Here is a 19,445-nt window from a genome sequence, read left to right on the forward strand (position 1 = left end):
CATGTCCGAACGCGCGCAAATACTGGTCCGTCGGGGCGTCGATCTCAAGACGTTTCGTGCAGAAATCGTGGCCGCCCGCGTGCCGGAGCGCGCCGCTGCGCAGGCCGATCCGGCACGGATGAACTCGCCATGGCGTTGCGACGCGGGCCGCTGGCGGAACTCACGCCCGGTGACGTGCTCTATATCCGTTGCGCAGGCACGCGAGCACGGCATTTCGAAACAGAGCGGGTTGTTAGGGCTGGCGGCGCCGCACGCGCAAGAGGTCCGTGCGGTCCTGGCGGCAGGTATTTCAAAGCCCAGCTGGTTTTCCAAGGGGATTCAATGAGCAGATTCTCGAGTTGCGGATTCGCCGCCCTGTTGGCCGCGGCCCTGGTCGCTTGTGGTGGTGGTGGTGGCGGTGGTTCGCTTCCGCCACCCGCCGGTGGCGGCGGCGGCACACCGCAGCTGCCGAGCCCGTCGACCGCGCCCGCGCTGAAGACGATCCTGGCGGCCAAGTACGGCATGGCGAATTTCCCCATCGGCGCGGCCATCGAAGTGGGCTCGACGGGCGGCACCGACGCCGCGATCCTGCAGAAGCACTTCAGCAGCATCACCGCCGAAAATGCGATGAAGCCGGACACCATCTGGCCCAACAAACCCGGTACGGCGCCGGCGCAGCCCGCGGATCAGCCGAATTTCGGCCCGGCCGATGCGCTCGTGAACTTCGCCGCGACTAACAACATTCAGGTGCGCGGCCACACGCTGCTGTGGCATCAGACCGTGCCGACCTGGTTCGTGGTGGGCAACCTCAACGACACCTTGGGATACCGCGCGACGGTGCAGCAGCACCTGCGCACGTACATCACCGCCGTGATGAATCATTTCCCGAACGTCTACGCGTGGGATGTGGTCAATGAGGTCGCCACCGACACGCCGAACGCGGCGGATCCTTATCGTCACGACAGCCTGTGGTATGCGGCGTACGCCAACGGCGGGCTCGACGGCAAGGACTATGTCGTCGACGCCTTCATGATCGCGGGCCAGGTACGCACGGCGATGAACAAGCCCGGCATCAAGCTGATGTTGAACGACTACAACACCGAGCTCCCGGGCAAACGCGCCAACGTTCTCAAGATCGTGCAGGACGTGATCAACGCTGGCGCGCCGATCGACGGCGTGGGCCACCAGCTGCATCTCAGTCTGAATGCGGACGTGTCCCAGGTCACCGCCGCGTTTGCCGCCGTCGAGGCGCTGTCTTCCACGCTCGTCAACCACGTCACCGAGCTCGACGTCTCCATCTACAACGACCCGGGCGACTGCTTCTCGGCGCGCACCATCCCGCCCTGCCTCGCCGACCTCGGCGCGAATCCACCGCAGTCGGTGCTCTCGCAGCAGGCCACGCTGTACCGCGCGCTGTTCAACGCCTTCAACCGGCCGAGCGTCACGTCGGTGAGCCTCTGGGGTATCGCGGACAACCATACCTGGCTCAACGCCTGGCCGGTCAATCGCACCAACCGCCCGCTGCTGTTCGATATCGCGGGAAACCCCAAGTGGGCGTTCTGGACGGTCGTGGACTCTTCAATCACGGTTCCCTGAGCGCGCATAATCGGCCGGCTTCGGCGAACGGGCCGAGCGCGCGTCTGTCCGGCCAGCGCCGGTGAGGGGGAATCTTGCAAGGACTCTGTCTGGGCGTCTTCATGGGCGCGCTGGGTTTTGCTTCGGCTGCCGGCGCCGCCGGTGCGTCCATCACCGTCACCAACGATCTCGGCGCCGCGCGTCCGGGCGCCGTCGTCTCCGTACCCTTTCCGCAGATCGACGCGGTTGCGCCTGGGCTGCGCATGTACCACCTGGTAGTCAGGGATCCGAAAGGCCGCATCCTGCCATCGCAGGTCACTAACTACCAGCACGACCACCACGGCGCCCGCTACGACGACCTGGTGTTCTCGTACGATTTCGCCGCCGGGCAGAAGCAGGCGGTGTTCTCCGTCGAGACGGTCGCGGCTGCAACGGCGCCGGAGAAGTCCTGCGTCTATGCGCGCGTCGTGCCCGAGCGCTTCGACGACATGGCGTGGGAGAACGACCGCATCGCGCACCGCATGTACGGCGCGACGCTGAACAGCGAGACGGCCGCGGCCGTGGGCGAGCGCCTGCGCGGCAGCGGCATCGATGTGTGGGCCAAGAAAGTCACTTACCCCATCGTCGATCGCTGGTACGCCAAGGGCCACGACCAGTTCCACGCCGATGGCGAAGGTGAAGGCCTGGACCTCTACAACATGGGTGGTGCGCGCGGCGCGGGCGGCACGGGAGTGTGGGACGGCAAGAAGTTGTGGACCTCGGACAACTTCGCCACCGCGCGGGTGCTGGCGAACGGGCCGCGGCGTGCCTCGTTCAAGCTCGAGTACGCGCCGTTCGACGCGGGATCCGGGCTGGTCTCCGAGACCAAACACTTCACCGTCGATTGCGGCGTGAATTTCGATGCCGTCGAGAGCGTGTTCGATCTTCCGGAGCCGGAGGGGATCGTGGGCGTCGGGCTGACCGAGCACAAGCTCGCGCCAGGCGACCCACCGGCCGTCATCACAAAAGATGCCGACGGCCGATGGATCAGTATCTGGGAGCAGAACAAGGACGGTGGAGTCGGGGTTGCGGCCATCCTCGCGCCGGACGCCGTCTCCGCAGGCATCGCCGCGGATGGACCGAACGGCAATGGCGTGACCAATCATCTGCTGCTGGTGAAAGCCACTGATGGGGTGCCCGTGCGTTACTTCACCGGTGCCGGATGGGACCGAAGCGGCCAGTTCAAGGATCGCGCTGCGTGGGAGAGCTACGTGAAAACCTTCGCGGCGGGAGTAGCGAGGCCGCTGGTCATCTCCGTGAGCGCGCGCCCGTGAACGGGCGAGCCATCCTGTTAGCCGGCTGTCTGCTGCTTGCCGCCGGCGCATTCGCGCAGAACGGGAATTTCGGCGACTGGCCCGCGGGCACGGATCCGCGCGAGGTCGGCAAACGGGTGGCCGAACGCTTCATCCCGACGCCACACATGGAATTGAATGCGCGCGGGCCGAAGGCCTTGCACTACGCGGCAGTGAATACCTGGGTGGGAGCGTTGCAGTTCGCGCAGACCACCGGGGATGTGGATCTTGCCAGGCGCCTGGAGGAACGTTTCGAACCGTTTCTCGCGGTCGATGGCCCGCGCGTGCCGCGCACCGATCACGTCGACGGCGCGGTGTTCGGGCAGCTGCCGCTCGAGTTGTACCTGCAGGCGAAACGTTACCAGTACCGCGCCATGGGTCTGACGTTCGCGGACGCGCAATGGGACCGGCCGACGCCCGACGGGTTGACCAACCAGACGCGCTGGTGGATCGACGACATGTACATGATCACGGCGCTGCAGGTGCAGGCGTATCGCGCCACGGGCGATGCGAAGTACCTGGAGCGCACCGCGCTCGAGATGGATGCCTATCTACAGAAACTGCAGCAGCCCAACGGGCTCTTCTTCCATGCGCCCGACGTGAAGTTCTTCTGGGGCCGTGGCGATGGCTGGGTTGCGGTGGGCATGACGGAGCTGCTGCGCGAGCTGCCGGCGAATCACCGACTGCGCAAACCGATCCTCGCGGCTTACAGGAAGATGATGGCGACCTTGCTCGTACACCAGGCCGACAATGGCATGTGGCGACAGCTCATCGATCATTCCGAGAGCTGGGAGGAGTCTTCGAGCACCGCGATGTTCACGTACGCGTTCGTCAGCGGCGTGAAGAACGGCTGGCTGCCCGAAGACACGTACGGCCCCGCGGCACGCAAGGCGTGGATCGCGCTGGTCGGATATCTCACCGCCGATGGAGATCTGCGCGAAGTGTGCGTGGGCACCGGCAAGAAGGACGACTTGCAGTACTACTTGGATCGCCCGCGCGTGGCCGGCGATGCGCACGGCCAGGCACCGATGTTGTGGACCGCGACGGCGTTGTTGCGGTGACGGAAGGTGCCGGGTGGGGAAAGTGGGGAGAGCAGATAAGTCGGTGCCGGGTCGGACTTACGGACGTAGTTGCGTCGATGCACGTTTCAGCCGGATCCGTAAGTCCGACCCGGCACCGACTTATCTGCTCTCCCCACTTTCCCCACCCGGCACCATTCACTAGAGGGGGATTTGCAATGAAGGGTATTTTCCTGTTTTTGGCGCTGGCGTTCTCGACGCTGGCGGTGGCCTCGCCCAACGGCGGGCCGCTCGGCGATTTCGAAGCTCATGGCGACATCGGCTCGCCCAAGATCGGCGGCTACGCCGCGTACAACGCGGACTCGCAGGTGTACACGCTCAGTGCGGGCGGCGTGAACATCTGGGCGAAACGCGACGAGTTCCAGTTCGCCTATCGCAAGATGAAGGGCGACTTCATCGTGCAGGCGCAGGTGGAATTCCAGGGCAAGGGCGTCGATCCGCACCGCAAGGCCGGCATCATGGCGCGCACGTCGATCGCCGATTTCGATTCGGCGTACGTCGATGGCGCGATCCACGGCGACGGACTGGTCTCGCTGCAGTTTCGCAAGGCCAAAGGCGAAGACACGGCGCAGATCGAGATGCCGGCGGCGAAAACCGCGACCGTCATCCAGCTCGAGCGGCGCGGCTCTGTATTCATCCTCTCCGCGGCGCGCCCCGGCGAGCCGTTCGAAATTTCGCAGATCGACGACGCCCCGAACGTGCCCGAAGAAGCCTACGTCGGCCTGTTTCTCTCCTCGCACAACGTGGACGTGAAGGAAACGGCGATCTTTCGCAACGTGCGCGTGATCAAGCCGGTGAAGGTGGGCTTCACGCCGTATCGCGACTACATCGGCAGCCGGCTCGAGATCCTCAACGTCGCGAGCGGGCATCGCAGCGTGGTGTACTCCTCGCGCGTGCCGTTCGAAGCGCCCAACTGGTTGCCCGACGGCGCAGCGCTGCTCTACAACGCCAGCGGCGGCGACCCCGCCACGCGCGGCCGCCTGTGGAAATTCGACCTCGCCACGCGCACACCCACGCTGATCGACACCGGCTTCGCGATCCGCAACAACAACGACCACGTGCTGTCGTTCGACGGCACGCAGCTCGCCATCAGCGACCAGAGCACGGAAGCGGGCCAGTCCACCATCTTCACGATGCCGACGCGCGGCGGTGTTCCCAAGCGCATCACGCCGCTCACACCTTCGTACATGCACGGCTGGTCGCCCGACGGGAAATGGCTCACTTACACCGCGGGCCGCCCGACGAAAAAGGACCCGAAGGTGCTCGAGTGGGATATCCACAAGACCGCCTCCGACGGTAGTGGCAAAGAGATCAACCTGACCAACACACCCGGCCTCGATGATGGCCCCGAGTTTTCGCCCGACGGCCAGTGGATCTATTTCAATTCCACGCGCTCGGGGCAGATGCAGATCTGGCGCATGAAACCCGACGGCACCGGCCAGGAACGCGTGACCAACGACGACAAGTGGAACGACTGGTTCCCGCACTTCTCGCCCGATGGCAAGTGGATCACCATCATTTCGTACGGGCTCGACGTGGAGCCGGCTAACCACCCGTACTACAAGCATTGCCTGCTGCGCATCATGCCGACCGACGGCAGCGCGAAGCCGAAAGTGATCGCGTACATCTACGGCGGCCAGGGCACGATCAACGTGCCGTCGTGGTCGCCGGATGGGACGCACGTGGCGTTCGTTTCGAACTCCGACGCTCTCTAAAACGGGACATGCCTGTTTTCGATTGAGGGGATGCGTCGCATGGCGCATCCCTTTTTTATCAGCACTGGGGATCGCCGCCACTTCCGACCCTTTTGCCAGCTAATGGGGACTGTCCTCATTTTCTTGTCGCGCCGCGGTGCAGCGCGCTTCGCGCAGCAACTTCCGCGTGCCTCTCGGCGCCGCGGTTCCAGCGTTTGTCGGTGGCACGCAACTTGAATGTGCATTTCACCAAGGTGGCGCACACTACGGGTCGCGCGTGTCCGTTCTCAGACGCGTTATCCGTCTTTCCAAGAACAACCAGCTGGCGGGTGGGGTATCCATGAATCGAACTGTGTCGCGCCGCGACTTCCTGAACATTGCGGGCTCGGTCGGCGGCTCGACCGCCGTCTATCGCGCCGCCATGGCGCTCGGCCTCATGTCGCAGGCGCGCGCCGAGCGTCCCGACATCGCCGCGCTCGCCAAGCCCAGAAAGGTCCTGATCCTGGGCGCCGGCATCTCCGGCCTGACCGCGGCCTACGAACTCAACAAGAAAGGTTACGACGTCCAGATTCTCGAAGCCTCGTTCCGCGCCGGCGGCCGCAACATGACGGTCCGCAACGGCGATCGCATCGACGAGACCGGTTTTCCGCAGGTCTGCAATTTCGACAAGGACCCGGATCTCTACTTCAACTGCGGCCCGGCGCGTATCCCGGGCCATCACCAGGCACTGCTCAACTACTGCAAGGAGCTCGACGTCGAGCTCGAGCCGTTCATCAACGACAACCGCCTGGCCTGGGTCCAGGACGACGCGATGTTCGGCGGCAAGCCGATCCGCGCGCGCGAATACATGACCGATTCGCGCGGCTTCGTGGCCGAGCTCATGTCGAAGTCCATGACGCCGGAACAGTTCGCGGCACCGCTCACGAAGGATGACTACGACCGCCTGCGCGAATACCTCAAATATCTCGGTACCCTCGACCCGAGCTTCAGGTACGTGGGCTCGAGCAACGCAGGGCTCGCCAAACACGACTACACCAGTCCGGACTTCCTCAAGACGCCGCTCGACGGCCGCGAACTGCTCAAGTCGAAGTTCATGGCCATCATGAGTTTCGGCGAAACCGACGATCAGGCCGCCATGATGATGGAGCCGATCGGCGGCATGGATCGGGTGCCGGCGGGGTTCCTGCGCAAGATCGGCCACCTCGTGCAGCTCGAATCGCAGGTACAGGCGATCAAGGTGCTGCCGAAAGGCGTCGAGGTCACCTATCGCCGCAATGGCGAATACATCACCGCCAAGGCGGATTACGTCCTCAACTGCATTCCGATGCAGCTGCTGGCCGGCATCGAACACAACTTCCCGAAGGAATATGCCGCGGGCTTCACCGCGATTCCGCGCGGCAAGCTGTTCAAGATCGGTTTCCAGATGAAGGAACGGTTCTGGGAGAAGGAAGGCATCTACGGCGGCATCTCGTGGACGCTGCAGGACATCCAGCAGCTGTGGTATCCGGCGCACGGCATCCATCGCAAGAAGGGCGTGATGCTCGGCGCGTATACGTTCGATCCGAATGCCGGCGAGAAATTCGCGCGGCTCGCCCCTGCGGATCGCTTCAAGCTCGCGATCGCGCAAGGCGAGAAGATTCACCCGGGTTACGGCAGCTACGTCGAAACCGGCGTGAGCGTGGCCTGGCACCAGATGAATCACATGCTCGGCTGCGCTGCGCAGTGGGACGAGGATCTGTCGAAGAAATGGTTCAAGACCTTGCAGACGCCCGTTGGCAACCACTTCCTGATGGGAGACCAGGTGAGTTATCACCCGGGCTGGCAGGAGGGCGCCATGGCATCGGCGCATCACGCGATCGCGGAGATCGACGCGCGCGAACGCGCGGGCAAGAACGCGGTGGCGGCATGAACAAGAAACACTGGATCGCGCTGGGCGTGCTCGTCGTCGAAGCGGTATTCGCTACCGGCAGTGCGCGTGCGGAGAACAAGTTCGACTATTGCCTGCTGTGCCACGGGGCCGATGCCAACGGCAATTACGGCATCCGCGCGCCCAAGATTTCGGGCGTGGAACCCTGGTACCTCTCGAGGCAGCTCGAGAATTTCGCCGCCGGTATACGTGGTGTGCCGGCGGACGACGCCGCGGGGCACGAGATGGGCCCCGTGGGCATGCGCCTGAAGCAGGAAGGCACGCTGCAGGCTGCCGTCGATTACATCGGCACGCTCAAGTCGAAGCGTCCCGCCGCCACGGTGAGCGGCGACATCGCGCACGGTAAAGCGTTGTATGCGAACTGCGCGAGTTGCCATGGCGCCCGGGGCGAAGGCAATCAGACGCTGAACTCACCGGCGCTGGCCGCGCGTTCGGATTGGTACCTGGTCGTGCAGCTCGCCAACTACCAGAAGGGTTTGCGCGGCACCGACGAGCGCGATGTCTACGGCGCGCAGATGCGCGCAATCGTCGCGACGCTGCCGGATGAGAAGGCCATCACCGATGTGGTGGCGTATATCAACACGCTGAAATGAGGGTGCCGGGTGGGGAAAGTGGGGAGAGCGGCGGACGCCGCTCTCCCCACTTTCCCCACCCGGCACCCTCCGCCAACCCCCAAGGAGCTCACATGCGAAGACTAGCTAGCCCGTCAAACCTCATCCAAGCCGCGGTCGGCGGGGCTCTCGCCTTGAGCCTGGCCTCCGCCGCCGGCGCCGCGGATGTCGTGCGTCACCCGCTGCCGGGCGGCAGCACGTTCCCGATCGCGCGCGCGGTGGAAGTCCCCGCCGGCAAGACCATCATCTTCCACAGCGGCACGACGCCGGCGCCGCTGGACCCGAAAGCCGAACCCGGCAGCGCGGCCTACTGGGGCGACACGAAGACCCAGGCGCTCAGCACATTCGCGCGCATCAAGGAATCCCTCGACGAGATGAAGCTGGGGTTCGGCAACGTCGTCGCGATGACGGTCTACCTGGTCGGCGACCCGGCCAAGGGTAGCCGCATGGATTTCGAAGGATTCATGGCCGCGTACACGCAGTACTTCGGCACCAAGGAGCAGCCCAATCTGCCGGCCCGCTCCACCGTCCAGGTCGCCGGCCTCGTGGCGCCGGGCATGCTGGTCGAAATCGAAGTCCAGCTGGCCAAGTAACTGCGGCCAATGAAAAGGCCCTCGGGCAACCCGAGGGCCTCTGACCATCTTCGAGGGTGGGCGAGCGAGCCCTTGCGCCCGCCCACCCTCTCCCTTCACATCAGAACGTGAAGACCATCTTGCCGTAGTAGTACGCGCCGTTGATGCCGTACGGCGAGAACGACGGATACCCCGCCACCACACCGGTGTCGCCCGTACCGAACTGCGCGGCACGGAAGATGCCGTTGCGCTTGTTCGGGTACTTGTCGAACACGTTGGTTGCGCCCACCGTGAAGCTCAGCGTGTCCATCGCCTTGAAGGACACTTCGAGGTTCGTGATCGGCGTCACCGGAATCTCCGTACGCATGTAGCGCAGGCCGGTGACCGGATCCGGAGCGGGCGTCCCGGCAGGCACGTCCTCGCCGTAGAAGTCAGCGACTTCGCCGCCGTCATTCTCGTACTGCGCCGACTTGCCATACACCAGTTCGTGCACGCTGAACGACAGGCGCTCCCATTCGAACTTCGCACCGAGGTTCACGAGGAACTTCGGCGCGGTCTCCGTGAGATCCGCCAGCGCCACCCGGTCGAACAACGCCTGATCACCGAGCTCGGTCGGCGTGTCACGAATCGACAGCACTTCGGTCTCGGTGTAGGTCGCGGCCACGCTCCAGTCCACGTTCGCGCTGCCCATCTCCATGCCGTAGTTGAACGCCAGATCGACGCCCCGCGTGCGCGTGGTGATGCCGTTGGTGAACAGGTTGATGCCCGTGTCGCCTTCGGCGGTGACTTCCGGATCGAGCACGTTGCCGTTCGCGATGATGGCATCGACGATCGCCTGCGAGAACAACTCGCCGTCGATCGTGCCGTAGAACGTGCTGGTCGCCGCGATGCGGTTGCGCACCTCCACCTGGTACAGATCGAACGTCAGCGACATCGCCTTGTCCGGACGGAACACGAAACCCAGCGAGTAGTTGGTCGACTTCTCGGGTTGCAGCCCCGAGCCGAGTCCGAGCAACGCGGACGCTGGCGCATTGGGCGGCATCTGCACGAAGGCCGTGGTCGGGCCGACGTTCGTCGCCGAGTAGTAGGACTCCGCCAGCGTCGGCGCCCGGAAGCCCGTGCTGGCCGTGCCGCGTAACGCGAAGGAATCCGTCAGCTCGTAACGCGCGCTCAGCTTGCCGACGGTCGTGTCGCCGAAGTCGCTGTAGTCCTCGTAGCGCCCGGCCAGGTCGAGACGCAGCGCCTCGATCGGCGAGATCACGACATCGACGTACGCCGACGTGACATCGCGGTCGTGGCTGCCCGAATCCGACAGGCTGATGCCGGGGAACGACTGGCCGCCTTCGAAGTAACGCGAGAACTCGTCGCCCGGCGAGGCCGTCCACTCTTCCTGGCGGTATTCAAGGCCGAACGCGAGGTTCATGGGCGCCGCCAGACCGAGGTCGATCTCCTTGGTGATGTCGAGGTTCGACGTCCATTGCGTTTGTGTGTAGTTGCCGTCGTAGAAATTCACCGGCGTGGTGCCGGTCTGCGAGAACAACGTGGCGTTGGCCGAATCGCGCGTGAAGATGTCCATGTCGTCTTCGCCGTACGTCGACGAAATATCCCAGTCCCAGCTGCCGGCGCTGCCCTTGAAGCCGAGCGTGGCCTGGTAGTCGGTCTCCTCGGATTCTTCGCGCGGGTTGAAACCGAAGGGCGCGAAGTAGGTGACTTCTTCCGACTCCGGATCGGTGTATGTCACGCGGGTCGGAACGCGATAGTTCTCGAACGAGGCGGCGTGTTTTTCGCCCCAGGTCCCGCTCGCGTAGACCTCGGCATCGTCGCCGATCGGAATGCCGGCGTTCAACGCGACGAGTTTGATGTCGTAGGCCGCGTCACCGAAGATCTTGTTGAGGTAGGGATAACCTTCCGCCAACGGCATGTTCGATCCCGGAAACGTGCCGATGTTGCCCCCGCCCACAGTGCGCGGATCGATCTCGCCGCGATCGGTATGCGCATGATCGCGATACTCGGCCGTGAAATTGATGAACGACCCGCCGGTCGCCCCGAACCCGATGTTGCCGGAGTAGTTGTTGGTGTCGCCGTCACCGGCGTAGTTGCCGCCGCGCGAATAACTCACGCTCGCGCCGGAAGGTTGCTTCCGCTGGATGATGTTGATGACGCCGGCGATCGCGTCCGTGCCGTATTGCGCGGCCGCACCTTCGGTCAGCACTTCGACGTGGTCGATCGAATCGACCGGGATGAAGTTGAGGTCGACGCCCGCGCCGCCCTGGTAGGGGCCGCCGAGGATCGCGAGGCTGGCGGTCGTGTGCCGGCGCTTGCCGTTCACGAGTACCAGCGTGTGATTGGGACTCAGGCCGCGCATCTTCGCCTGCAGCGTCTGGTTCGCCATGTCGCCGCCGAATGCCTGCGCGGTGAACGACGGTACGGTATTGGCCAGCGCGTTCATGAGATCGGGCTTGCCGGCGGACTTGATGTCTTCGGCGGCGAGCACCTGCACTGGTGAGGAACTGGTGAAAGTGTCGACACCCGTCGCGCGCGTGCCGGTGACGATGACGGTCTCCGGTTCAGGTTCCTCGGTGGCGGCTTCCTGGGCCTGTGCCAGCACCGATGAGATTGCGAGTGGCAGCAGGGCCGTGGACTTGAGCATCCATCTGTCGGCCTTCTTCGCGGCCTTGTGCCGTGTGGCGCGATTGATACGCATGAATTGTTCTCCCGTATAGAAAAGTTTTTCTTCCTCTCGACGGGCGCATCGGACTTTGGGCCATTGCCCGGCAATGAAGCGGACAAAGCGTTTTCTTCCTGCTCGTTAGACCCCTGAGCTGCGCCCGGCAAGAATGCAAAGAGTGTTGCAATAATCCGGCCAACCGCCGCGAGAGCGCGGAAACACACACGCCGCGGCGGCCTAACAACTCGCAAAAATTCGCGTGAATGCCGGAGGTTGTGCGGAAAGCCGCGTGCGCTGGGTGATGAGGACGCGAGCTGTTGCGGCGGCGAGAAAAATGCTCGCGGCGCGCGGCAAGTTGCCGTTGTGGTGCAGGTTTTTGCGGGTTTGTCGCGCAATCGCGCGCAGGCTAGGCGTGCACGAAGTTAGAGCGTGCGCTGTTTGCTGAAAGCAACGGTTCGAGAATTCGGCACGCGCTTGGTGCAAGGAAAAAGGGGACAGATCTATTTTAGAAAATAGATCTGTCCCCTTTTTCCGCTTTTCCTCACGACCAGCGACAGCAGCACCGCGAGGCCAAACCACTCGAACCGCCCGCCGCCGCCGGCCTTGGTCTGCGCCTGCGGCGCGCCGGCGCTGTTGGAGATTTCGATCGCCACGTCGCGTGAATCGTTGGCGCTGTTGCGATCGTTGGCCGACGAAATCCGGAGCGCGCTCGTGAAGGTCCCGTTTGCCGTCCCGCGTATGCTCAGGTTCACCGTCGAGGTGCTGTTTGCGTCGAGGTCGGCGAAATCGCAGCGCAGGACGGCCGAACCACTGCAGATCGCGTTCGACGCCGAGATGCTCACCAGCGACACCTGCGCCGGCAGCGTGATCTCGAGGCGGGCGTCGACGGCCCTCTCGGCGCCATTGACGACGTCGATTCGCGGGAAAGCGATGGTCGCGAGCTTCGCCCCGCCGACGCTCGCGCCCACGCGCAGCTCCAGGTCGGTCGGCGCGAGTGTCTCGACGTGCCCCCGGATGAAATCGTTGCCCGACGCCACGTCGCCCGGCGTCGTCACACTCACCGAGATGTCGTCCGCATGCGTCCCGGCGCCCGCCTCGTAACCCACGGTGACGATGACGCTGGCATTCGCCGCAAGGTCGGCGAACTCGCAAGTGCCACCTTGCACCTCATCCACCGCGCACTCCCCCGCGCTGGCGATGATCGAAGTCACCGCCAGCGCCGGTAGATAGTGGTTGGCGACGAAGCGCGCGGTGGCGAGGGCGCGGCGTCCGGCGGTCACGGTAAAGGTCCGCTCGAGCCGCTCGCCGGCAATGAGCCGCGGCAGATCGAGATCGCCTGAAACCGCGATATCGTTGTAAGGCCGCACCAGCACCGGGCGCGTGAGCGAATCGTTGTCGGGCGCGGTGTCGCCGGCAACAGCCGCCGTAAACGTGACATCGAAACTGCCGGGCTCCGGGAATTCCGCGCGGTAATCGACGAACAGCTGGGCATTGCGCGCCAGGTCCGGGAGCTGGCAGCGCGCGCGCCGCCCGTCCAGCACGTCGCAGGCCGCGCCGTTGTGAATCGATGCGGAATGCAGCACGCCGGCGGAATGCAGGTCGATGTCGAGCGTGCCGTTCGACACTGTCTGGCGCCCGTTCGATCGCAGCACTACCTGACCTTCGAACGTGGCGCCCTCGACTCCGGAGCCACCGGAAGCCATCGCCACCAGCAAGTCGATGAGGTTGTCGACGCGCAGCTGCACGCCGGCGAAATTGTTGCCGCTGTAGCCGTCGTCACCGGCTTCGGCGCTCGCGTTGATGCTCGCGGTCACCGGCCGCGGCGCATGGACGCGCAACCGCACGTCACGAGTCTCGCCCGCCGCGAGCGCACCCAGTTCGCAGCGCAGCGTGACGGCGTCGGGCCGCGTGCAGGTCACACCGCCCGTATCCACCGAGTCGACCTCGAGCGCGTTCGGCGGCAGTGCGATCCACAAGGTCACGTTCGCAACCGGCTGAGGCCCGCGCGAGCGCAGCGTGTACGGCACCTCGTAGACGGCCTCCACGCCCAAGTCCACCGAGGCCGGGCCGGCGGTCAATTCGACGTCGCGTTCGGCCTGCACCCAGGCGGTGGTGTTGGCGGAGTTGTTGGAGAAGTCGCCGTCGCCGGACGTGCTGATGTTGGCGGCCGCGAACAGCGGACCCGCGGTGGTCGCGTCGGCGAGCACTGTGAGCCGATGCGTGGCCCCGGGCGCGATTTCCGCGAGCGTGCAGCTCACCGCGAATGGATTCACCGTGCAGATAGCGCCCGGCATGGTGGCCGAAACGACCGGCTGGTTGAGATTCACCGACAACACGGCGTTGCGCACGGCGAGCGCACGCAGGCTCTTCACGTCGGCGTAGATTTCGAGCGGCGCGCCCACGGGAAGGTTCGCCTCGCTGACGGACATCGTGACTGCGGCATCGATGCCGGAACGCACCGAGACGTTGATCTGTTTGTTGTTGTTCGAGCTCAGCCGGTCGTTGTCGCCGGCGACGCGTGCCTGCACCTTGAAATTCGCCGCCAGGGTGCTGCGCGCGATGACGCTGACCTGCCGCTCTTCGCCGGCGGCAATCTCACCGAACGTACACGTGGCGCTCAGGCCGGTGATCGTGCAATCGCCTTGCGAGCCGGTGGCGGAATCGATCGAGAAGGCGGGGTTGTCAGGCAGCGTCACCGTGAATCTGACGTTCTGCGCTGCCTGCGTACCGCGCGACGCGACCACGAACGGCAGCGTGATGGGCAGACCGCCTTCCCCGTTCACGTTGGCCGATGGCGTACTGATCGCGACGTCGGCGAAATCCGCGGCGGTGATGCAGCTCGCGGATTCGATGACGGGCCGCATGGTGTCGAGGCTGCACTGCGAGAAGGTGGCATAACCGCTCACCGCCGGCGCCATGATGAAACCGCCGCCGACACTGGCGCAGGGTGTATCCGCGGCGCCGTCGTGCTCGGCACCGAGGTTGTGGCCCAGCTCGTGCGCCATGATGAGCGCCGAGATGGTGGTGCCGTAGGAATGTTCGCTGACCGAGACACCGGTCTCGAGCGCACACACTGTGCGCACATAGGCGATACCCGCCGTCGTGCCGTCGAGATCCTTGCCGGTGACCAGGTGCGCAAGGCCGCGCGTGCGCACTTCGGCGGTGGCCGCGCGATAGGCGCCGAGTTGTTCGAGCAACGTCGATCCCTTGGTACTGGTCAGCGGATCGGCATCGGCGGGCAACATGCGCACGTCGGTGGCCAGCACGAGCAGGCCTAGCTGCTCGCTGTAGATGCCTTCGACGATGTTGAGGCGCGCCAGCATCGCCGCGACCGGATCGGCCTCGGTCGCCGCCAGCGCGCTGTCGCCGATCAGCGAGATCTCGAGCTGGCGTGTCAGGGTCGCGCCGACGACGGCCGCCTGCGCATCCAGGCCGTGCATGATGACACGGTACTGGTCGAGGCTGGTCGTGATCTTGGTCGCGGGGGTATCACCCGCGAGCGCGCAGAAATCGCGCGGCAGCGCGTCGAGCGTGTCCGACAGGCGGTAGACCACGGCCTGGTCCGGCGCCGCCGCGAACGGGGTAGTTAGTTTGGCGGCAATCTTGCCGTATCGGGTGACAGCGTAGAGGTCATGGCCATCCCAGATCGCTCCCTCGATGCCGGCCGGCGATTCGGTCAGCCGCACCCAGGAGCCGGGCTGGCCGTCGAGCGAGCCGCGCACCAGGCGATACCGTTGCAGCTGTTGTTTGCGTTGCGCGGACAGCTTCGCGAGGACCCGTTCGTTGTCGATGAGGGTCAGCGAGAAGCGGCGGCCATAGGCGTCGAACTGGGCGGTAGCGCCGCTCAGGGTCAGCGAGACGGGTTCCGCGAACTGGATCTGCTCGGCACTGGCAATGCCCGCGAATTGGAACGCCAGCAGGATAAATGCCGCCCACTGCGGAAAACGGATTCCACTTCCTCGCACCGATGTGTCCCTTCGCCGTCCCAGGCAACGTTTTTATTCAGCACGTTCCAGGGCAACCGGCTCGCGCGAACAGGACGGAACCTTATCGCGCGTGCACTTGCACAGGGCGCCGATGCAACCGGTGCGAGTTTGAATCAGTGACGCAGGCCGCAACGTCCGCCGGTGCGACATAAAATCGGGTTGAACCGGGCGGCGCCAGGCGGCCGGATGAATCAATTCGGCAAGCGCCCACGGGTTCCGCTCGTGGAGGCGATGTTCCATTGGAGTGGGATCTCACGTCAGTGGCGGGTCGCAACGTCGACGCCGAGCGAGATCCAGAAGGCGAGCAGGAACAACCAGCTGAGGAAGTACGCGGTCATGCGTTTGCGCAGGCGGTTGCCGCCGATGTGCACGATCGCATGCATTACGCGCGTGGCGACGTAACCCCACGCCAACGCTTGCATGAGCGGTCCGGTCACGCCGGCCACCAGCGCCGCGAGGCATCCTGCATAGAAAAGCGTCGGCACCTCGAACAGGTTGACGAAGTGCCGCGTGGACTTGATGAGGTATTCGGGTTCCGCGGCGCCCTGGAACGTTCTGAAGTACGTCTTCGGCGTATGGCCTTCGCGTATCGAGCGCAGACGCGCCCGGAAGAGCGCCACGGCGACACCGAAGGTGAGCAGCACCATGGCCAGCATGGGGTAGATCAGATTGAGGTCGGGCATCGGGTCTCCGGCGATTCGTCACGGGCAGTTCGCAGCCTAGCCCAGCTCCGGCCGGCAGGTAGTTTGATGGCGAAGGTTCGTGCCGGGCGATTGCCGGCGTCTCACGGGTTGGTGGCGGTGCCACGTGGCGGCATCGTGGCGCAGGCCCGGGTCGTCGTCGGGTCGAATGCAACCGGTGTCATTTGCCCCCGGCCGGCCCGGGACGAAACTCACCGCCGGCATCGTTGTTATAGAAGAGGAGCGGCGTGCCGGACCTGCCCCGGAAGGGGGCGAGGCGGGGTTTTGCGGGCAATTTCGAGTCGAACCAGTCGCGTCGCGCGAATCTTTCCTGTACCGTCGCCAGCGGCTTGCAAATACCGCGTCGACACGACCCCGCATTCGCGGCGTCGCCAATCAAAGTATTCCGCGATCCAGCAGACAGGGCTCGATCTGTCACCGTGTCAATTTTCTGTGAGTTTTTCCGTGACTAAACTTTACGTTGGTAATCTTCCTTTCTCCGCCACCGAAGATCAGGTGCGCGCCCTCTTCGCAACCCATGGCACCGTCGACAAGGTGTCCCTCGTGAACGATCGCGAGACCGGCCGCCCGCGTGGCTTCGGTTTCGTCGAAATGCCGAACGCCGATGCCACCCGCGCCATGCAGGCGCTCGATGGCAAGGATTTCGGCGGTCGTCCGCTCAAGGTCAATGAGGCGCAGGAGCGCGAGCGCGGCGCCCCGCGTGGCAACTTCGGCGGTGGTGGTGGCGGCGGCGGTGGCCGCGGTCGCTTCTAACATCGAAGCAATCGACTTGAACGGCGCCTTCGGGCGCCGTTTTTTTTTGGAGGGAGTAAGTCGGTGCCGGGTCGGACTTAGCGGAAGCAGCCCTAAGGCTGCTTCCGCTAAGTCCGACCCGGCACCGACTTACGGCACCAGCACCAGCGTCGTCACGCTGTTCGCCGGCATCGAGTACTGGAACGCATTGGTCTGGGTGATGTTGATCGGCGTCTGCGCCACGGGCGCGCCGGCGGGGCTCGTGCTGGTCACCGCATAGACCTGTGCGCTGTGGAATTGCGCGGTGTGGGTCACCGCGATCGCCGCGGTCTTCGGGGCCGCGTCCTTGTTGATAGCCACGATCACCATACGCGCCGGGTTGGCTGCATCGACGCTCGCGTACACCGATGTCGTCGCGGCATCGCTGTTCGCCGCCCGGATGCTGGTGTCGCCGAAACTGCCGTTCGCGCCGTTGTAGTTGCGGAAAGCTTCGAAGCCGCCATAGATGAAATTGTTGTTGGCCTCGAGCCGCCACAGCGTGGCGGCGTACAACCCTTCCCGTCCGAAGATGCCGAGCACGTCCGCCTGCGCGATCGCACCGGAGATGTGATTGGCGCCGCCGTAGTTGTACTCGGTGATCGCGAGTTTCGTGCCCGGGTAGTTGGCGGCGATCTTATCCTTGAGCCGCGGCAGCAGGTTGATGCCCTGCCCGTTCCCGAGCGACTGCTGGATCCAGCTCGTCTCCCGATACGTGGAATCCCACAGGCTGCGCGGTGCCGCCACGCGCGCGGCGACCACCGCGGCCTCGCCCACTCCGGCCGCATCGCTGATGCGGCACCCATCCATCGGATTCGCACTGCATGCGCCGCGCGCCTCTGGATACCAGTGAACATCGAGCACGTCGAGCAGCCGGCGTCCTGCCGTGTTTCCCGCGGCTGCCATTTCCGCCAGGTAGAACTCGAGGAAATCGCGATTGTTGGCATCCGCGGCATCCTGGAAACGGACGTAACCCTGCCAGCCGTAGCTCACCGGACCCAGGATCTGCACATTTGCGTTCACGTCCTTCGCCGCGCCGGCATATTCAACCGTGCGCTGGATCATCTCGGCGTAGGTCGCCGTGGTGCCGGCCTGGGTGGCGGGATTCGTGTCGCCGCGCAGTCGCGCGTGCGTGTGCTGCCAGAGGTCGGGCTCGTTATCGAGATTGACCATGATCGGCGTTGTTGCGCTCGCGAATGCGCCCGGATAGGTCTTGTCGAGGAAGTTGATGTATTCGTCCTGGTACACGAATCCGTCAGCCGTGTTGGGCGTCAACGTGAAGGCGGTGGGTTTCCTCGCCTGGCTCACGCGGAAACGCGTCGCCAGGTAGTTAGCCGTGTTGGCGACGTCGCCACCACCGTTGTGATCGGCCGACACGTAGCCGATGATCGGCATGGTGACGATCATGCCGGCACCCGCGCCGCGCGCGTCTTCCAGGCTCCCTTTGACCGCGCCGTTCGGTACCGAGCCGCCGCCGAGGAAGGTGTCGTTCTGATTCAGGAAATCCGCGCCGGCGTTGCTGTCGTTGGTCTCCCAGTTGTACGCCGTCATGCGATTGCCGCCGGAACGCGACAGTGCCAGATTCTTCGGGCGCACTGCGTCCCAGCCATTCATGCCGTAGATGAAACGCGAAATCGCGCGCACGTCCTGCGTGCTGTCGATCGAGAAACTCACGTCGCTGGCGGGCGGCGTCGACGGCGGAATCACCGCGCCCGCGGCTGCCACGGCAAAAATCGCGCTGTCCGCCGGATTCACTGCCGTGGCGGTGAAACGCAATTTGTAATCCGCCCCGGCGAGGTTGATCGCGAGGTTGGTGAACGTCGCGACTCCCGCGACCGAGGTCGCCGTGGTGGTTCCACTCAACACCGCGCCGGCGGTGCCGCTGCCCGCGACGAGCGAGGCGGTCACCACGGTCGCGTTGTCGGTGGGATCCAGCACCGCATTCCGGCGCACGTTCACCACCGGCTGCGTGCCGAATGCGGCGCCTGGCGTTCCACCCGAGGGTTGAATCGCAATCGCCAGAGAGCGCACGACCGGCGAGGTTCTGTCGAATGCCGCACTGTTCACCGCGGCCAGGCCGGGTGCAGAAAAATTCAACTGGTAGCCGCCGCCTGCCAGATCGACACCGAGATTGGTAAAGGTCACGACGCCGGCGACCGCCGTGGCGGTGGCATTGCCGACCACCATCGCACCCACAGTGCCGGTTCCCGCAACGATCGAAGCGGTTACGACGGTGCTGTTGTCCGATGTATCGGTGGCGCCGTTGGCGCGCACGTGGACGACGGGTTGCGTCGCAAACACGCCGCCCGCCAGTTGCCCGGCGGGCTGTGTGGCGACAAACAAGGTTTTCTGCACAGGCGGCGGGTTGCCGCCACCACCACTGCTGCTGCCGCCTCCTCCACCACAGGAAACCAGCAACCCGAGCAGCGCGCACATTGAAGCACGCAGGATGTTCATGGAATGCATCCGGACCCCCTTGGAGGTGTCGAATTTACGCGCGCGCGGATTCGAAAAACAGCTATCGCCAATGTGCGACGCTATTTTCCGCCAGTCA

Annotated in this window: 13 protein-coding genes; 9 read left to right on the top strand and 4 right to left on the bottom strand. The window is 64.8% G+C overall.

Going from position 1 to position 19,445, the window contains the following annotated elements; all coding sequences use genetic code 11:
• Position 1 precedes the first annotated feature (1 nt).
• The 8 genes from WDO72_07300 (at position 2) to WDO72_07335 (ending at position 8,789) form a co-directional block, all read left to right on the top strand.
• Positions 2-325: a hypothetical protein gene (locus WDO72_07300; protein MEJ0085469.1), complete on the top strand. Its 324-nt coding sequence runs from the start codon at positions 2-4 to the stop codon at positions 323-325.
• Positions 322-1,575: an endo-1,4-beta-xylanase gene (locus WDO72_07305; GenBank protein MEJ0085470.1), complete on the top strand. Its 1,254-nt coding sequence runs from the start codon at positions 322-324 to the stop codon at positions 1,573-1,575. Before WDO72_07300 ends, WDO72_07305 begins: the two co-directional genes overlap by 4 nt.
• A 74-nt stretch (positions 1,576-1,649) precedes the next feature.
• Entirely contained in the window at positions 1,650-2,867 is a 1,218-nt protein-coding gene (locus tag WDO72_07310; protein ID MEJ0085471.1) for a DUF4861 family protein, read from the top strand.
• A complete protein-coding gene (locus WDO72_07315; protein ID MEJ0085472.1) occupies positions 2,864-3,946 on the top strand; it encodes a glycoside hydrolase family 88 protein in 1,083 nt (360 codons plus the stop codon). The genes WDO72_07310 and WDO72_07315 overlap by 4 nt, the downstream gene beginning before the upstream one ends.
• Positions 3,947-4,122: 176 nt before the next feature.
• Positions 4,123-5,679: a biopolymer transporter TolR gene (locus WDO72_07320; protein MEJ0085473.1), complete on the top strand. Its 1,557-nt coding sequence runs from the start codon at positions 4,123-4,125 to the stop codon at positions 5,677-5,679.
• A 319-nt stretch (positions 5,680-5,998) separates the two neighbouring features.
• Positions 5,999-7,567 (top strand): FAD-dependent oxidoreductase, encoded by a 1,569-nt coding sequence (locus tag WDO72_07325; protein MEJ0085474.1) that lies wholly within the window; start codon positions 5,999-6,001, stop codon positions 7,565-7,567.
• Entirely contained in the window at positions 7,564-8,178 is a 615-nt protein-coding gene (locus WDO72_07330) for a c-type cytochrome (protein ID MEJ0085475.1), read from the top strand. The genes WDO72_07325 and WDO72_07330 overlap by 4 nt, the downstream gene beginning before the upstream one ends.
• Positions 8,179-8,270: 92 nt before the next feature.
• A complete protein-coding gene (locus WDO72_07335) occupies positions 8,271-8,789 on the top strand; it encodes a RidA family protein (GenBank protein ID MEJ0085476.1) in 519 nt (172 codons plus the stop codon).
• A 100-nt stretch (positions 8,790-8,889) separates the two neighbouring features.
• Here WDO72_07335 and WDO72_07340 read toward each other — a convergent pair whose 3' ends face one another.
• From WDO72_07340 to WDO72_07350, 3 genes are all read right to left on the bottom strand, one after another.
• Positions 8,890-11,472: a TonB-dependent receptor gene (locus WDO72_07340; GenBank protein ID MEJ0085477.1), complete on the bottom strand. Its 2,583-nt coding sequence runs from the start codon at positions 11,470-11,472 to the stop codon at positions 8,890-8,892.
• A gap of 464 nt (positions 11,473-11,936) precedes the next feature.
• Entirely contained in the window at positions 11,937-15,401 is a 3,465-nt protein-coding gene (locus tag WDO72_07345) for a M12 family metallo-peptidase (protein MEJ0085478.1), read from the bottom strand.
• Positions 15,402-15,679: 278 nt separating this feature from the next.
• Positions 15,680-16,105 carry an MAPEG family protein gene (locus WDO72_07350; GenBank protein ID MEJ0085479.1) on the bottom strand — a complete coding sequence of 142 codons (426 nt, stop codon included), beginning with the start codon at positions 16,103-16,105 and terminating at the stop codon, positions 15,680-15,682.
• Positions 16,106-16,567: 462 nt separating this feature from the next.
• Here WDO72_07350 and WDO72_07355 point away from each other — a divergent pair, with 462 nt between their 5' ends.
• Positions 16,568-16,876: an RNA-binding protein gene (locus WDO72_07355; GenBank protein ID MEJ0085480.1), complete on the top strand. Its 309-nt coding sequence runs from the start codon at positions 16,568-16,570 to the stop codon at positions 16,874-16,876.
• A gap of 129 nt (positions 16,877-17,005) precedes the next feature.
• Here the strand turns inward: WDO72_07355 and WDO72_07360 are convergent, their stop codons facing one another.
• Entirely contained in the window at positions 17,006-19,348 is a 2,343-nt protein-coding gene (locus WDO72_07360) for a glycoside hydrolase family 44 protein (protein MEJ0085481.1), read from the bottom strand.
• Positions 19,349-19,445 lie beyond the last annotated feature (97 nt).

Source organism: Pseudomonadota bacterium, assembly GCA_037200975.1.
GTDB lineage: Bacteria > Pseudomonadota > Gammaproteobacteria > Steroidobacterales > Steroidobacteraceae > CADEED01.

Bases quoted from the DNA above. Each gene is read 5' to 3' on its own strand.
- WDO72_07335 (MEJ0085476.1), top strand. From the start codon at position 8,271: ATGCGAAGACTAGCTAGCCCGTCAAACCTCATCCAAGCCGCGGTCGGC.
- WDO72_07340 (MEJ0085477.1), bottom strand. From the start codon at position 11,472: ATGCGTATCAATCGCGCCACACGGCACAAGGCCGCGAAGAAGGCCGAC.
- WDO72_07360 (MEJ0085481.1), bottom strand. From the start codon at position 19,348: ATGAACATCCTGCGTGCTTCAATGTGCGCGCTGCTCGGGTTGCTGGTT.
- WDO72_07300 (MEJ0085469.1), top strand. From the start codon at position 2: ATGTCCGAACGCGCGCAAATACTGGTCCGTCGGGGCGTCGATCTCAAG.
- WDO72_07325 (MEJ0085474.1), top strand. From the start codon at position 5,999: ATGAATCGAACTGTGTCGCGCCGCGACTTCCTGAACATTGCGGGCTCG.
- WDO72_07330 (MEJ0085475.1), top strand. From the start codon at position 7,564: ATGAACAAGAAACACTGGATCGCGCTGGGCGTGCTCGTCGTCGAAGCG.
- WDO72_07305 (MEJ0085470.1), top strand. From the start codon at position 322: ATGAGCAGATTCTCGAGTTGCGGATTCGCCGCCCTGTTGGCCGCGGCC.
- WDO72_07350 (MEJ0085479.1), bottom strand. From the start codon at position 16,105: ATGCCCGACCTCAATCTGATCTACCCCATGCTGGCCATGGTGCTGCTC.
- WDO72_07320 (MEJ0085473.1), top strand. From the start codon at position 4,123: ATGAAGGGTATTTTCCTGTTTTTGGCGCTGGCGTTCTCGACGCTGGCG.